General features: G+C 47.3%; 18 protein-coding genes. 5 read left to right on the top strand and 13 right to left on the bottom strand.

Annotation, left to right across the window (positions count from 1 at the left end; translation table 11 throughout):
• Positions 1-9: 9 nt before the first annotated feature.
• From FJ444_RS21390 to FJ444_RS11345, 13 genes are all read right to left on the bottom strand, one after another.
• The gene (locus FJ444_RS21390) at positions 10-186 is read right to left on the bottom strand and encodes a hypothetical protein (RefSeq protein ID WP_181405143.1); all 177 of its coding nucleotides are present in this window, start codon (positions 184-186) and stop codon (positions 10-12) included.
• A gap of 146 nt (positions 187-332) precedes the next feature.
• Positions 333-1517: a histidinol-phosphate transaminase gene (locus FJ444_RS11400; protein WP_140958426.1), complete on the bottom strand. Its 1185-nt coding sequence runs from the start codon at positions 1515-1517 to the stop codon at positions 333-335.
• 252 nt (positions 1518-1769) lie between these two features.
• Positions 1770-2042, bottom strand: coding sequence for an HPr family phosphocarrier protein (locus FJ444_RS11395; protein WP_140958425.1), 273 nt, complete (start codon positions 2040-2042; stop codon positions 1770-1772).
• Positions 2042-2887: an RNase adapter RapZ gene (rapZ, locus tag FJ444_RS11390; RefSeq protein WP_140958424.1), complete on the bottom strand. Its 846-nt coding sequence runs from the start codon at positions 2885-2887 to the stop codon at positions 2042-2044. Before rapZ ends, FJ444_RS11395 begins: the two co-directional genes overlap by 1 nt.
• A 30-nt stretch (positions 2888-2917) precedes the next feature.
• Complete coding sequence (gene ptsN / locus FJ444_RS11385) at positions 2918-3367, bottom strand: PTS IIA-like nitrogen regulatory protein PtsN (RefSeq protein WP_140958423.1); 450 nt, start codon at positions 3365-3367, stop codon at positions 2918-2920.
• A 12-nt stretch (positions 3368-3379) separates the two neighbouring features.
• Positions 3380-3667 carry a ribosome hibernation promoting factor gene (gene hpf, locus FJ444_RS11380; RefSeq protein ID WP_140958422.1) on the bottom strand — a complete coding sequence of 96 codons (288 nt, stop codon included), beginning with the start codon at positions 3665-3667 and terminating at the stop codon, positions 3380-3382.
• Positions 3668-3691: 24 nt separating this feature from the next.
• A complete protein-coding gene (locus FJ444_RS11375; protein ID WP_140958421.1) occupies positions 3692-5170 on the bottom strand; it encodes an RNA polymerase factor sigma-54 in 1479 nt (492 codons plus the stop codon).
• 68 nt (positions 5171-5238) lie between these two features.
• Positions 5239-5964 (bottom strand): LPS export ABC transporter ATP-binding protein, encoded by a 726-nt coding sequence (lptB, locus tag FJ444_RS11370; protein ID WP_140958420.1) that lies wholly within the window; start codon positions 5962-5964, stop codon positions 5239-5241.
• Complete coding sequence (gene lptA / locus FJ444_RS11365) at positions 5964-6551, bottom strand: lipopolysaccharide transport periplasmic protein LptA (RefSeq protein ID WP_140958419.1); 588 nt, start codon at positions 6549-6551, stop codon at positions 5964-5966. Before lptA ends, lptB begins: the two co-directional genes overlap by 1 nt.
• Entirely contained in the window at positions 6520-7083 is a 564-nt protein-coding gene (lptC, locus tag FJ444_RS11360; protein ID WP_140958418.1) for an LPS export ABC transporter periplasmic protein LptC, read from the bottom strand. The genes lptA and lptC overlap by 32 nt, the downstream gene beginning before the upstream one ends.
• Positions 7080-7634, bottom strand: a complete 555-nt coding sequence (kdsC, locus tag FJ444_RS11355; RefSeq protein WP_140958417.1) for a 3-deoxy-manno-octulosonate-8-phosphatase KdsC — start codon at positions 7632-7634, stop codon at positions 7080-7082. The genes lptC and kdsC overlap by 4 nt, the downstream gene beginning before the upstream one ends.
• Positions 7634-8611, bottom strand: coding sequence for a KpsF/GutQ family sugar-phosphate isomerase (locus FJ444_RS11350; protein ID WP_140958416.1), 978 nt, complete (start codon positions 8609-8611; stop codon positions 7634-7636). The genes kdsC and FJ444_RS11350 overlap by 1 nt, the downstream gene beginning before the upstream one ends.
• A complete protein-coding gene (locus FJ444_RS11345) occupies positions 8611-9567 on the bottom strand; it encodes a calcium/sodium antiporter (protein ID WP_140958415.1) in 957 nt (318 codons plus the stop codon). Before FJ444_RS11345 ends, FJ444_RS11350 begins: the two co-directional genes overlap by 1 nt.
• Positions 9568-10137: 570 nt before the next feature.
• Between FJ444_RS11345 and mlaF the strand changes: the two genes are divergently transcribed.
• The 5 genes from mlaF to FJ444_RS11320 all read left to right on the top strand — a co-directional run bounded on the left by mlaF (position 10138) and on the right by FJ444_RS11320 (position 13236).
• Positions 10138-10938, top strand: coding sequence for a phospholipid ABC transporter ATP-binding protein MlaF (gene mlaF, locus FJ444_RS11340; RefSeq protein ID WP_140958414.1), 801 nt, complete (start codon positions 10138-10140; stop codon positions 10936-10938).
• Positions 10935-11711 carry a lipid asymmetry maintenance ABC transporter permease subunit MlaE gene (mlaE, locus tag FJ444_RS11335; protein WP_140958413.1) on the top strand — a complete coding sequence of 259 codons (777 nt, stop codon included), beginning with the start codon at positions 10935-10937 and terminating at the stop codon, positions 11709-11711. The genes mlaF and mlaE overlap by 4 nt, the downstream gene beginning before the upstream one ends.
• A gap of 9 nt (positions 11712-11720) precedes the next feature.
• A complete protein-coding gene (mlaD, locus tag FJ444_RS11330) occupies positions 11721-12191 on the top strand; it encodes an outer membrane lipid asymmetry maintenance protein MlaD (protein ID WP_140958412.1) in 471 nt (156 codons plus the stop codon).
• 62 nt (positions 12192-12253) lie between these two features.
• Positions 12254-12928, top strand: a complete 675-nt coding sequence (locus FJ444_RS11325; protein WP_370298046.1) for a phospholipid-binding protein MlaC — start codon at positions 12254-12256, stop codon at positions 12926-12928.
• Positions 12925-13236: a lipid asymmetry maintenance protein MlaB gene (locus tag FJ444_RS11320; protein ID WP_140958411.1), complete on the top strand. Its 312-nt coding sequence runs from the start codon at positions 12925-12927 to the stop codon at positions 13234-13236. The genes FJ444_RS11325 and FJ444_RS11320 overlap by 4 nt, the downstream gene beginning before the upstream one ends.
• Positions 13237-13240 lie beyond the last annotated feature (4 nt).

The raw sequence follows: 13240 nt of genomic DNA, 5'->3' as shown, positions 1-13240 counted from the left end.
TCAGCCGTTCTACTGCACAGCACGACTGCTGAATTGCAGATCCGCCAACACCCAGTACATCCCCAACTGAAATAATGACAAAGCGCCTGCCATGGATAAACTTAGTGGTGTGCTCAATGTGAGTGAAAACGTGATCGCAAAGGCCGCGATAAATAAACCGGCTAGTACCCAGAATGCTGGTTTCATAGAGATGTCTCCTTAACGCCATTTAATGTGATGTAAGGAGTATGAGTGAAAATATTAATTAGAGAAAACGGGACTAATCGATAGCGTTAATCTTAAAAAGCAATCAAGCCCCGCCAACAGGTGCGGGGCATGGTTACTTAAATTGATTAAGCGTAAACAGCTTTCAACGCGTTCACACAAGCATCGGTTTCTTCAGGTGTTCCCACACTGATACGTGACCAGGTGTCGTAGCCCGGCCAGGTGCGGCCTACTACTTTAATGCCTAATGCCCGCATTTTGGTTGCGAATTCTTCATGCGGCATGCCGGTGTCCATATAAATAAAATTGCCCTGTGGGTTTTTAGCATACGGACGGCCCAACGCTTCTGCTGCCGCGGTTAACTTAGCGCGCTCTTTACTCACGTAATTGCGCATTGTATTGAGGTTTTCCAAATCTTCCATGCTGGCCATGCCGGCAACCAGACCAAGATAATTTACACCACCCATGCGTAGCGCACGGCCCAACTGCTTCGCCTGTTCGGCTGGCATTATGGCGTAACCCAGGCGCTGGCCTGCCATGGCGTGAATTTTCGAGAAGGTACGACAAATAACCACGTTGTAACCGTCGGCCGCCAGTTTAGACTGAACGTTTGATGGATAGGCATCCGACATTTCGATGTAGGCTTCGTCAATAAACACCTGGGCTTTTTGCGAAACCCGCTTGGCAAACGCAGTGAGTTTTGCTGGGTCAAGCGCGCGACCGGTTGGGTTGTTAGGGTTACAAATATACACCGCAGTGGTGTCATCGGTTACCGCAGCTTCAATGGCATCTAAATCGAAGTCCATGTTAGCGTCGAGCGGCACGTAAGTGACGTCGGCACCCATAAACTCGGCGCCACGGGGAATGCCTTCGTAGGTCGCTACAGACGTAACCAGCTTATTGCCGTTTTTAGTGATCCAATCGGCGTAGCCAAACAGGATAGGTGATGAGCCGTTGGTTACTACAATCTGATCTTCCGATACGCCTTCCTGGGCGGCAATTTTTTTCACCAGCACATCCACAGTGGCATCTGCATAACGACAGAGGTTAAACAGTTCGCCCTGCATGGCTTTTACCGCTTTGGCAGAAGGACCAAACGCGTTTTCATTTGAAGAAAGACGGATTAATCCATCGTTTAAATTTGGTGTTGCCGACGGGAAGTGATCGGTTTTCATTCCCGCTGCACTTAGTTCTTTCACACTCGAATCCACACACGCTGACAACGCAGCGGCACCCGCACCAATTCCGACAGTTTTTAGCCATTTGCGGCGTGAGGAATCAACAGGTGGTAAGTTTTGCATTTCACGTTTCATAGGCTGCTCTGTTCAGGGTTATAAAGTATACGGAATACCCAGATTAATTATTAATCACAGGCAATGCAATACCCCTATATAAATCAATCAGATGAAATAGGCAGTTCAGAGCAGAGATCAGGATAAACTTACAAAAAATGCGGATAAGTTGCAGTTTAATGGTTGGGCCATTAAAAAATGTTGTGCAAAATGGAGGGCATTTGAGGTTTATGTCCGGTATTCACAGGTGAACACCGGACAGGTGACGGGGTATTATTCGTCTTCGTTGAAGCGTCCAACGATGAGTGACTCTACAGCATCCATCGCTTCTGCAGCCTGGTCGCCCTCACAAATAATATCCACCTGTTCACCCTGGTGGCTTTCAAGCATCATCAGGCCTAATACGCTGTTGGCGTTACATTCGTTATCGCCCTTTTTCACAATAATAGTGGCTGTAAACTGATTTGCTAACTGAACTAACTGCGTAGCAGCACGTGCATGTAAACCAAGTTTGTTTACTATGGTCAGGGTTTTTTCAATACGCATTATCGGTTGAGCTCGCGGTGGCGGATTTGTACATCCGGGTGTTTATCACTAAAGAGTTTGGCTAACGTTTGCGCCACAAATACCGAGCGGTGCTGTCCGCCGGTGCAGCCTATAGCAATGGTTACATAGCTGCGGTTATTGCGTTCGAGGTGCGGCAACCAGGTGGTCAGCAAATTCTGAATTTGCCAGATAAACTTGGTTACGATGGGCTGTGATCCAAGAAATGCTTCTACCGGAGAGTCTAAACCGGTTAAATGTTTCAAATCCGGCTCCCAGTGTGGGTTGGGTAAAAAGCGCGCGTCGAACACGTAATCGGCGTCTTTAGGGATGCCGTGTTTAAAGCCGAAAGACTCAAACACCAACACTAAACGGGAACTCTTTTTGCCCAGTATCCGTTCGCGGATCAGTTCAGCCAGTTGGTGGATTGACAGATTGTCGGTGTCGATATACAAATCGGCGCGTTCGGTAACCGGGGCGAGCAGTTCGCGCTCTGCCTGGATGGATTCGGCCAGTGATTTGTTAAGCTTTGCCAGTGGATGCAAACGACGTGTTTCGCTGAATCGCTTAACCAGGATATCGTCGCTGGCATCAATATACACGATGGTCATTGTCCAGGACGAGGGCAAATAATCCAGAATTTCAACCAATTCATCCGGGTCTTTTGGCAGGTTCCGCACATCAATACTTACTGCAACCTGATCGTATTCATCTACTACAGTGTGAGTAAGTGTGGGCAGCAAATTTACCGGAATGTTGTCAACACAGTAATAACCCAGGTCTTCCAGTGCGCGTAACGCAACAGATTTACCTGAGCCAGAGCGCCCGCTGATAATGATGAGTTTCATGTGTAGCCCAGTTCCTTGTTAGCCGGTTGTTCAACCATCACAGAGAGCAGCTATAACCTCTTCTTTGGTTTCGGCTCCACGAATGGCTTTGATAATATCTTTCTGACTGAGTTTACCTGCGATAGTTGCCAAAGTCTGCAAGTGGCCTTGAGTTTGATTTTCCGGCACTAATATCGCAAAGAAAATATCGACGGGCTTATCGTCAATAGCGTCAAAGTCAATAGCGGGCGTAGTCGTCACCACCACGGCGGTCACTTTGGATAAATCTGCCAGCCTGCCGTGCGGCAGTGCAATACCATTGCCAATACCAGTACTGCCAACTTTCTCCCTGGCCATCAATGCACTGAGCACTGTTTCCTTGTCGATTTCGGGACTCGTCTGAGCGGCGATATCACTGATAATTTCAAGAATTCGTTTCTTGCTATTGCACTGAACCGCACACTCGGTGCGGTCCAGGCTCACTAACGCTTGTATATTCATAAGGTTGGTGACTTAATGTTTTTTGAGCTTTTCCTTGTGCTTGATAACCTGTCTATCCAGTTTGTCTACCATGCTATCAATCGCCGCGTACATATCGGAATCTTCAGACGAAGCAAACACTTCAGCACCGCTTAAGTGCACTGTAGCTTCCGCTTTTTGACTCAGTTTTTCAACATTCAGGATCACATGCACATTGGATATGTGATCGAAGTGTCGCTCCAGTTTAGTAAATTTTGTCTCAACATAATTACGCAAAGAATCGGTAATCTCAACGTGATGACCTGAAAGATTAATTTGCATAGTTCGTCTTCCTTATATTTCAGCCTAAATGAGGCTCTTGCGTTGGTTAGACGGTGGAATCGAAAGCGATTCCCGGTATTTTGCTATTGTCCGCCGGGCAACCATAATGCCTTGATCAGCCAACAATTGAGCAATCTTGCTATCGCTGAGCGGTTTACTGGGCTTTTCTGCGGCAACCAGTTTCTTAATTAACGCACGAATTGCTGTAGACGAACATTCGCCGCCAGACTCAGTGGCAACATGGCTGGAGAAGAAGTACTTCAACTCAAAAATACCACGCGGAGTGTGCATGTACTTTTGTGTTGTCACGCGCGAAATGGTGGACTCGTGCATATCTACCATTTCTGCTACGTCATTCAGTACCATGGGCTTCATCATTTCCGGCCCGTGTTCAAAAAAGCCAAGTTGCTGTTGCACAATACAGTTTGCCACTTTCATCAGCGTTTCGTTACGCGATTCCAGGCTCTTAATGAACCATTTGGCTTCCTGCATATGTGAACGGATAAACTGTGAATCTGAGCTGTTTCGCGCTTGGCGACTCATGGCCGCGTACTGCTGGTTAACGCTCAGTTTCGGTAAACTATCCGGATTGAGTTCTACCATCCATCGACCATTGCGCTTGGTCACCGACACATCCGGGATCACGTACTCAGGCTCTTTGGTAATAAGAGCACTGCCAGGACGGGGGTTAAGTGTTTGCAACAAACGCATGGCTTCACGCAAATCGTCCTCTTTTAGACGCGATTTACGCATAAGGGTTCGATAATCTTTACTGCCAAGTAAGTCGGCGTATTCGTCGATCAGCATTTTTGCTTCGTTCAGCCAGGGCGTATCTTCGGCAAATTGCTTTAACTGAACCAGAAGGCACTCCTGTGGCGTCCGTGAACCAGAACCAATCGGGTCAAACATTTGAATGCGTTTCAGTACGCATTCCACTTCGTCCATTTCTATGGGCTCATCCACATCGTCTTCAGAATTTACGCTTTGAAGAATGTCGTCCAGGCTAACCGTTAAATATCCTGATTCGTCAATTGAGTCGATGATAGCGATAGCTATAGCCCGGTCTACATCGCTGAATGGGGTTAAACGCATCTGCCAAAGCAAATGGTCCTGAATGTTGTCGGTGGTTTCACCCTGAAAAATTTGTTCGTCATCGTTAGATGACGGGCCCGGGGCAGGGGCCGAGCCTGCTGAGTAGTATTCGTCCCAGGTGCTGTCTATGGGGAGTTCATCGGGTAATTCGTTTTTCTCCAGCGCTTCGTTGGTATCCATACTGTCGCTGCTGGTACTGGGTTGCGCCTCGTTGTGGGCATCCAGGTTGTTTCTTTCAAAGTGGTCGGTATCGCTGCTTTCGTCTATTTCCAGCAGTGGATTAGCATCAAGTGCTTCCTGAATTTCCTGTTGTAAATCCAGTGTAGAAAGTTGCAGCAGCTTTATAGCCTGCTGTAACTGCGGCGTCATGGTAAGTTGTTGACTAAATTTGAGTTGTAAAGATGGTTTCATCTACTTCTTTTCTTAACGCCCTGTTATTGGATGGGGTATTGCATCAAGCTTTTTCATATTTACCTTAACTATAGCCTGAATTGCTCACCAAGGTATACATCCTTCACTTTTTGATTACTTAAAACCTCTTCTGCGGTGCCCTGGGCTATCAGTTCACCCTGGCTCACTATGTATGCTTTCTCGCACACATCAAGGGTTTCCCGCACGTTGTGGTCGGTAATTAATATACCGATATCCCTATCCCGCAAATGCTGAATGATCTTCTTTATATCATTAACCGAAATTGGGTCAACACCTGCAAAGGGTTCGTCCAGCAAAATAAATTTGGGATTGGCCGCCAGAGCCCTGGCAATCTCTACCCGACGGCGCTCACCGCCAGATAAACTCATGCCTGTACTATTGCGTATATGGTTGATATTAAATTCATCAAGCAGGGCATCGGCTTCGCTCTGGCGTTCATCTGCACTTAAATCTTTACGCGTTTGCAGAATAGCCATGATGTTGTCGAATACACTGAGTTTGCGAAAAATAGACGCTTCCTGCGGCAAATAGCCAATGCCATGGCGCGCGCGTTCATGCATGGGCTGGCGGGTTAAATCCATGTCGCCAATGCGTATGTCGCCTTTGTCGAGCGGCACCAATCCAACGATCATGTAAAACGTAGTGGTTTTACCTGCGCCATTAGGACCGAGTAAACCTACAATCTGGCCACTTGACACTTCAACACTAACGTCCCTTACCACCTGGCGGGATTTATAGGATTTTGCCAGGTGTTTCGCTGTGAGTACTGCCATTAGCGCTGGTCTTCCTTAGCGTCGGTATCAGGTGTTGGGTTCTTGGGCTTTTTGTCCTGCTTATCTTGCTTTTCCTGCTTTAACGCATCAATAGTTTGGGTGCTGAATACCGTGGTAACACGGCCAGTGCCACTGCCATCGCCTTTGGCGATCAGTTGCTCTTTTTCCATGTTGTAAACAATGGAGTCACCTTTCACCACAGAGCTGTTTTGCAGTAGTTCTGCTTTGCCGGTTAGCGAGATCGTGCGGCTACCTACTTCGTAGCGAATTTCAAATGCCTTGGCTTCCACGGTGCGACCATCATCCAGCTTTTGGCGGTAAATAGCAGGCTTGCCCGTGGCAGAAAACACTTCTTTACCTTTGCCTTCAGTGGCTTCTACTTCTACCCGGTCGGCCAGAATATTCAGGCTGCCTTGTACAATTTGTACGTTGTCGATAAACACCGACTTTTTATTTTTACCGTCTAAGAATTGCGATTCAGCTTTTAGCTCTATCGGCTTTTTAAAGTCCGATTGTTCTGCATAAGCAGTGGTTGCTAACACGGCTAGTGCAACACTAGTTAGCAGGCTGATAAGTGGTTTGTACATGTTGATTTAACTCATAAGTTTTATTCAGCAAATCGGCCGTTAATCCATTGCTTTGAATAGTAAATTCAGGTCCGGAAATCACAACGTGAGCTTCTGATACCATCGACTGTTTGTCCAGATCTATTTCCAGATAATCGGTTTCAACCCGTTGTACAAAGTCGTCCGGGTTTTTACTCACAATCACCACGTTGTTTTCTAACTGGATCATATTGTTATCGTAAAGTGTACCTTCGCTGGCTACTACCTGCCATGGCGGCTCGCCCGATGTCTGATAGATAGTATATTGCGGTGCCAGAAAGAGCACAAAGCCTAAAAACTGATAATGTTCCATTCGCGATGAAAAGACTTGTTGAATACGGTTGCCTTCTTCGTCATATATGGTGGTGGTGAGATTGCGCGCCTGGTAGGTTGGCGTAAGGGCACGGGCATCTTCATCCAGTACCTGCTTGGGTGGCTCTTCCATTAAGCCGGGTAAATACAGTCCTAATGCCAGAATAAACAGGCCGGCAATAATTAATCCTAGTCGGCTCATACACTGGCCCCAAGAATGCCTTTCAATTTGCCTTTTGCCTGCAATATGGTGTCGCATACTTCCCGCACGGCACCAAATCCGCCTGGCAAGGTGGTTACCCAGTTAGCCTGCGCTATCACCTGAGGATGGGCATCTCTAACAGCAATATGCACGGCAGAATGTTCGAACATGCCGGTATCGGGCATATCATCGCCAATGGCGGCTACGTCCTGCGGTTTGATGTTGAGTTTTTTAAGCAGGGCAGCCAGTGCGTCAGCTTTGTTCTCTTCGCCCTGAATGATGTGCTGTACCGTGAGCGATTTCATGCGATTAGCCACAATGGCAGACGTTCGACCGGTGATAACAGCAACTTCCACACCGGCGTTAATCAGCGCTTTTACACCGTAACCATCACGGGTGTGAAAGGCCTTCAGTTCTTCACCATTATTGCCCAAATAAATTCTGCCGTCGGAAAACACGCCGTCTACGTCACATACCAATAATCGCAGTGTGCGTAACTGCTTGAATTGCTTTAACGCTATCGGCCCATAAAGGGTATCAACGGTATTCATTAAATTACTCCGGCTTTTAACAACATATGCATGTTAAAGGCACCAATAGGCTGTCTGTTTTCGTTTACTACCAGTAATGCGCTGATTTTGTAGCTTTCCATCAGATTCAGGGCTTCTACAGCAAGTTCCCCTGCCTGAGACGTTTTACAGCCTTTAGTCATCACATCTGCCACCGCCGTGGTGTGAATATCTACCCGGGCATCCAGCAAACGTCGCAAGTCGCCGTCAGTAAATACGCCAAGTAATTCATTGTGTTCATTAACGATGCCGGTAAGTCCTAATCCCTTTTTGGAAATTTCCAGCAGAGCCTGGGTAATGGTGGCCGAAACAGACACTAACGGGATTTCTTCGCCTTTGAGCATAATGTCATCAACCGTGAGTAAGAGTTTTCTGCCCAGGCTGCCGCCAGGATGTGACAATGCAAAATCATCAGAGGTAAACCCTTTGGCATCCAGCAATGCAACCGCCAGTGCGTCGCCCAGGACCAGGGTTACCGTTGTGCTGGTGGTGGGAGCCAGGCCAAGCGAGCAGGCTTCCTGCTCGACACCGATGTCCAGTACTACGTCTGCATATTTTCCCAGTGTGCTGTCGGCGCGATTAGTAATAGCAATCACGGGTACATTCATGCGTTTTACTACGGGCAACAGGTTGAGCAATTCTCCTGTTTCGCCTGAATTCGAAATGGCTACCAACACGTCGTTTGAGGCCAGCATGCCCAAATCACCGTGATTAGCCTCGCCTGGGTGCATAAAAAAAGCTGGCGTACCTGTGCTTGCCAGTGTGGCGGCAATCTTGTTGCCAATGTGCCCGGATTTTCCCATGCCACTTACCACTACTTTACCCTGACACTGCATGAGCAGTTTACAGGCATTGGCAAAGTGTTCGTCCAACCTGCTACTGAGCGCTGCTATCGCGTTTAGCTCGATGTCGACTACTTGTTTACCCGAGGCAATAAATTGAGCGTTTGTTGTTGTCATTATGCGAATAACCAATACTGATAGGCGAAAAAACTAAGCAACAATAAACCGGCTTCGATACGGGTTATCTGCCGGGTTCCCCGGAAATTAAAGCTGAAGGTGAGCAACAATAAGGTCATGCCGAGCATAACAAAGGCGTCACGGTTTGCTGCGTTTTCATCCAGTAAACCAGGCGCTATCAGCCCTGGCATTCCAAGCACCGCCAATAAGTTAAAGATGTTTGAACCGATAACATTACCCAGTGCTAAATCATCCTCGCCTTTCATTACGCCAGCCACACTGGCTGCTAATTCAGGCAGACTGGTGCCAAGTGCAATAATCGTTAAGCCAATAATAAGATCACTCAAACCAAAATAGCGTGCTATGTAAACTGCGGAATCTACCATGTATTGTGCGCTCAGTGGCAACAGGATCAGCCCGACACCAATCCACAAAACGGCTTTGCCGGTTTCTTCCTGCGAAGGAATCTCATCGGAGGTTTCATTGATGAGTGGATCGCCTTTTTCTACCAGCAACGAAATCCACGCCATACCAGCCAGTACAAAAATAAACAGGAGTATAAGAATAATGCCTTCGCGGGCGCTTAATTCCCCATCGTACAGAAAATAGACCGCAATAATGTTAACGGCAAGCAGAACCGGAAATTCGCGTTTAAGCGTGCTGGATGAAACGAGCAGCGGTTTAATCAGGGCCGTTATGCCCAGTACCAAACCGATATTGGTAATATTTGAACCAAGCGCATTACCCACGGCCGTATTTGTATTACCGCTCAAAGAGGCGACCGCAGATACCACGATTTCAGGTGCAGAAGAGCCCATCGCCACAATGGTTAAACCAATCATCATGGGCGATATGCCAATGTTCCTTGCCAGCGCTGAAGCACCATATACAAACTTGTCTGCGCTCCAGCTAAGCACCGCCAGACCGGCCAGGAAAATTGCGATTTGTGTTACCACGCGAAAACCTGCAATGCACCAAAAAGTGTATTCTCGCAAAAAAAAGCGCGTATTCCTATGCTTGGGTGGGGAGAAATATTGGCTTTTGCTGGTCCTATGGTTGAACACAGCAACAGATTACTCATCGTTTACATCTATTTACGATATATACCTACATGAATGTATGTAATTGGAAATTGCTGTGGTAGACTTTAGTTGAATATAAAAAGGTAGGGGGATCTGTCTCCCAACGCAGACTAACGGTTTACTTTTAATTGCCGGTAAACTGTATTGTATCGGTCTAGGTTAGCGGTTTGGTTAGCAAAGTACCTAAATTCGAGGATATCGAATGAGTAAACCGGATCTTTCAAACAGACCGTATAAGCAAAATACCTGATAATTTGGCCAGTTATTTGCTAACGCCTAAGCGCTAAAGCTGAGTGCAGCAAGCCCGTTAGTTATAAATTGTAACGTATTTGTGTTTAGAGGATGGCGTTGAAACAGCGTACAATCCTACGAAGGAACCGAGATTGGGCTTCTGATCTGAAATGTTAGCCATATTTCAGTCTGTAACAGGAAAAACAAACAAACATGGACTATTTAGTCAACGTAGACAATATGACCTTTTCCCGTGGTGACCGCGTGATCTACGACGGTATATCGTTACGGGTACCCAAGGGCAAGATTACGGCAGTAATGGGGCCCAGTGGTATAGGCAAAACAACGTTATTGAAGCTCATCGGTGGGCAATTGCAACCCGATCAGGGAGATATCACATTTGATGGTGATTCAATTGTTCGCATGTCGCGCCGCGAATTATATCAAACCCGCCGCAGGATGAGCATGCTCTTTCAAAGTGGAGCACTTTTCACCGATATGTCAGTGTTCGACAACGTTGCGTTTCCATTGCGCGAGCACACTAAGTTGTCTGAATCGGTAATTGCGACCATTGTCGCATTAAAGCTACATGCAGTTGGATTACGCGGCGCAGCGCAGTTAATGCCCAGTGAATTGTCAGGCGGGATGGCGCGTCGTGCCGCGTTGGCCAGAGCCATCGCGCTGGATCCAGACCTGATTATGTACGATGAACCCTTTGCGGGTCAGGATCCTATTTCGATGGGCGTATTAGTGAAGCTGATCCGCGAATTAAACGACGCACTTAATTTAACCAGCATCGTGGTAACACACGACGTAACGGAAGTGCTGACGATTGCCGACTACATTTACATCATGGCTGACAAGCGCATTATTGGCGAAGGTACTGCAGAGCAAATTCAGGGGAGTAAATCTGAACTGGTTCAGCAGTTCCTGCGCGGAGAAGCCGATGGTCCTGTGCCATTTCATTTTCCTGCTCCATCGTTAGAGAAAAGTTTGTTGGGAGAAGAGATTTGAATTGGATTCGTCAAATCGGGCGTACCACGCTAGACCGTGTTTCGGCAACCGGGCGAGCAGGGCTGATGTTGTTTGGTGCTCTCGTAGCGCCGCCCAGTTTTAAAAATATCCCGCTTACCATCAAGCAAGTGTACGTGGTAGGTGTGCAGTCGCTGGCTATTATTATTGTGTCAGGGTTGTTTATCGGCATGGTAATGGCGCTGCAAGGCTACACTATTCTTACCGATTACGGTGCAGAAGGCAGCCTTGGGCCAATGGTGGCGCTGTCGCTACTGCGCGAATTAGGACCGGTTGTTACAGCTCTGCTGTTTGCTGGTCGCGCAGGCTCTGCACTCACTGCAGAGATTGGTTTAATGAAAGCCACTGAACAGTTAAGCAGTTTAGAGATGATGGCGGTGGATCCGCTGCGCAGAGTCGTCGCCCCGCGTTTTTGGGCAGGTATGTTGTCGATGCCAATGCTGGCGTTAATTTTCTCTGCAGTTGGTATTTTGGGCGGCCACCTGGTGGGCGTCGACTGGTTAGGTGTTGATTCGGGCAGCTACTGGTCAATTATGCAGTCAACGGTCGACTGGGACAAAGATGTCATAAATGGGGTCATAAAAAGCCTCGTGTTTGCCTTAGTTGTGACCTGGATTGCCATATTTAAAGGTTATGATTCGATACCAACATCCGAAGGTATCAGTCAGGCCACCACACAAACCGTGGTGTTCTCATCATTAGCAGTTTTGGGGCTGGATTTTGTTTTAACCGCCCTGATGTTTGGTATCGAGTAGGGGAAAGTAATGAACCGATATAAGACGGAATTAATGGTCGGCGTATTTGTGGTAATGACCATTGCAGCCTTGTTATTACTGGCACTTAAAGTGGCCAATCAAACCGTAGTAACAGACGGTGATACTTATACCCTGTATGCCAAATTCGACAATATTGGCGGATTGAAAGTGCGCTCACCGGTAAAAGTGGGTGGCGTGGTAATTGGCCGGGTAAGCAGTATTAAATTAGACAGAAACGATTACAGTCCGGTGGTGGAGCTGACTATTCAAGCAGAGTATAACGCATTTCCGGAAACCAGCTCGGCGTCTATTTTGACGTCTGGCTTACTGGGGGAGCAATACGTCGGATTCGAGCCAGGTTTTACCATCGATGGGGTTGAGAATCTGGCGAATGGTGACTATATCGAAGACACAAGTTCAGCTCTAGTGCTGGAAGAACTCATCGGTCAGTTTCTGTTCAGCCGTGGTAGTGAAGAATAATACTTACTTAGCCTGTTTGGTAAGTAAGTCGCAAGCAGTTTGTTAGGAGAGTGAAGTTGAAAATCAAATTTGGCGTTGTGTTTACCTGCTTATTAATGATGGTGTTACCCGCAGTAGCACAACAAGCAGACATAGATACGCGTAATCCGTATGTAATGGTTGAGCAAGTTGGGAGCCGTACGTTCGAACGCATGAAGAGTTCGAAAGAGCAAATCCAGCAGAACCCGGAATTACTGCGTACCATTATGGAAGAAGAGCTATTGCCCTACATTGATTATCAATACAGTGCCTTTAAAGTACTGGGCAAGCACTTTGATTTTAAAAATGCCGATAAAGATAAACTCATTGAGTACATCCGTGTATTTCGTCAGTACCTGATCACCAGTTATGCTGACGCGCTGAGTTATTACGATGATCAGGAGGTGATTTTTGCCCCTGAGCAGGACTTTGACGGCGATAAGAGCGCAACAGTACGCGCAGTGATCCGCGACGGTAACCGTCCGGATATCAGTGTCGCGTTTAAGGTGCGCAAAAGTGGTAAAGCTGATGAATGGAAAGCCTACGATATGGTGGCTGAAGGCATCAGCATGCTGCAAAACGAAATTAAGCAATACGAACCGGTTATTCGCACAGAAGGCATTGATAAAGTAATTGAAGTCATGCGTGAACGTATTGAAAAACCCATGCAACTGAAAAGTCTGGATGATATTTCCGGCAACAAAGGTGATAAAGCATGAGTACTGTCTCAGTGATCGCCTTGAATGGCGCACTGGATCGCCAGAGCCTGACCAAAGACTGGTGGGCATTGCTTAGCAATGCCGACAAGCAGTCTTATCGTCAGGCTGGGGCCTGTAGCTTTGATTTTAGTCAGGTGGAGCGGGTCGACAGTGCCGGTTTAGCGTGGACAATTAATGCAATCCGGGATGGCAGAGCGCAAGGGATTAAAATAACCCTGTGCAACCTTCCTGAAAAAATGCTTAAATTAGCGAAAATCAGTGAAATCGATGCGTTTCTGCCTGTGCACAACGCCACACTATCGCAATAGAGTC

This window comes from Aestuariibacter sp. GS-14 (assembly GCF_006494365.1).
GTDB classification, from domain to species: Bacteria; Pseudomonadota; Gammaproteobacteria; order Enterobacterales; family Alteromonadaceae; genus Alteromonas; species Alteromonas mangrovi.
This window is presented reverse-complemented; position numbering and strand designations above follow the sequence as displayed.

What these genes read in the sequence shown, in the direction of transcription:
- FJ444_RS21390 (WP_181405143.1), bottom strand. Translation starts at nt 186, where the DNA reads ATGAAACCAGCATTCTGGGTACTAGCCGGTTTATTTATCGCGGCCTTT.
- FJ444_RS11400 (WP_140958426.1), bottom strand. Translation starts at nt 1,517, where the DNA reads ATGAAACGTGAAATGCAAAACTTACCACCTGTTGATTCCTCACGCCGC.
- FJ444_RS11395 (WP_140958425.1), bottom strand. Translation starts at nt 2,042, where the DNA reads ATGCGTATTGAAAAAACCCTGACCATAGTAAACAAACTTGGTTTACAT.
- rapZ (WP_140958424.1), bottom strand. Translation starts at nt 2,887, where the DNA reads ATGAAACTCATCATTATCAGCGGGCGCTCTGGCTCAGGTAAATCTGTT.
- ptsN (WP_140958423.1), bottom strand. Translation starts at nt 3,367, where the DNA reads ATGAATATACAAGCGTTAGTGAGCCTGGACCGCACCGAGTGTGCGGTT.
- hpf (WP_140958422.1), bottom strand. Translation starts at nt 3,667, where the DNA reads ATGCAAATTAATCTTTCAGGTCATCACGTTGAGATTACCGATTCTTTG.
- FJ444_RS11375 (WP_140958421.1), bottom strand. Translation starts at nt 5,170, where the DNA reads ATGAAACCATCTTTACAACTCAAATTTAGTCAACAACTTACCATGACG.
- lptB (WP_140958420.1), bottom strand. Translation starts at nt 5,964, where the DNA reads ATGGCAGTACTCACAGCGAAACACCTGGCAAAATCCTATAAATCCCGC.
- lptA (WP_140958419.1), bottom strand. Translation starts at nt 6,551, where the DNA reads ATGTACAAACCACTTATCAGCCTGCTAACTAGTGTTGCACTAGCCGTG.
- lptC (WP_140958418.1), bottom strand. Translation starts at nt 7,083, where the DNA reads ATGAGCCGACTAGGATTAATTATTGCCGGCCTGTTTATTCTGGCATTA.
- kdsC (WP_140958417.1), bottom strand. Translation starts at nt 7,634, where the DNA reads ATGAATACCGTTGATACCCTTTATGGGCCGATAGCGTTAAAGCAATTC.
- FJ444_RS11350 (WP_140958416.1), bottom strand. Translation starts at nt 8,611, where the DNA reads ATGACAACAACAAACGCTCAATTTATTGCCTCGGGTAAACAAGTAGTC.
- mlaF (WP_140958414.1), top strand. Translation starts at nt 10,138, where the DNA reads ATGGACTATTTAGTCAACGTAGACAATATGACCTTTTCCCGTGGTGAC.
- mlaD (WP_140958412.1), top strand. Translation starts at nt 11,721, where the DNA reads ATGAACCGATATAAGACGGAATTAATGGTCGGCGTATTTGTGGTAATG.
- FJ444_RS11320 (WP_140958411.1), top strand. Translation starts at nt 12,925, where the DNA reads ATGAGTACTGTCTCAGTGATCGCCTTGAATGGCGCACTGGATCGCCAG.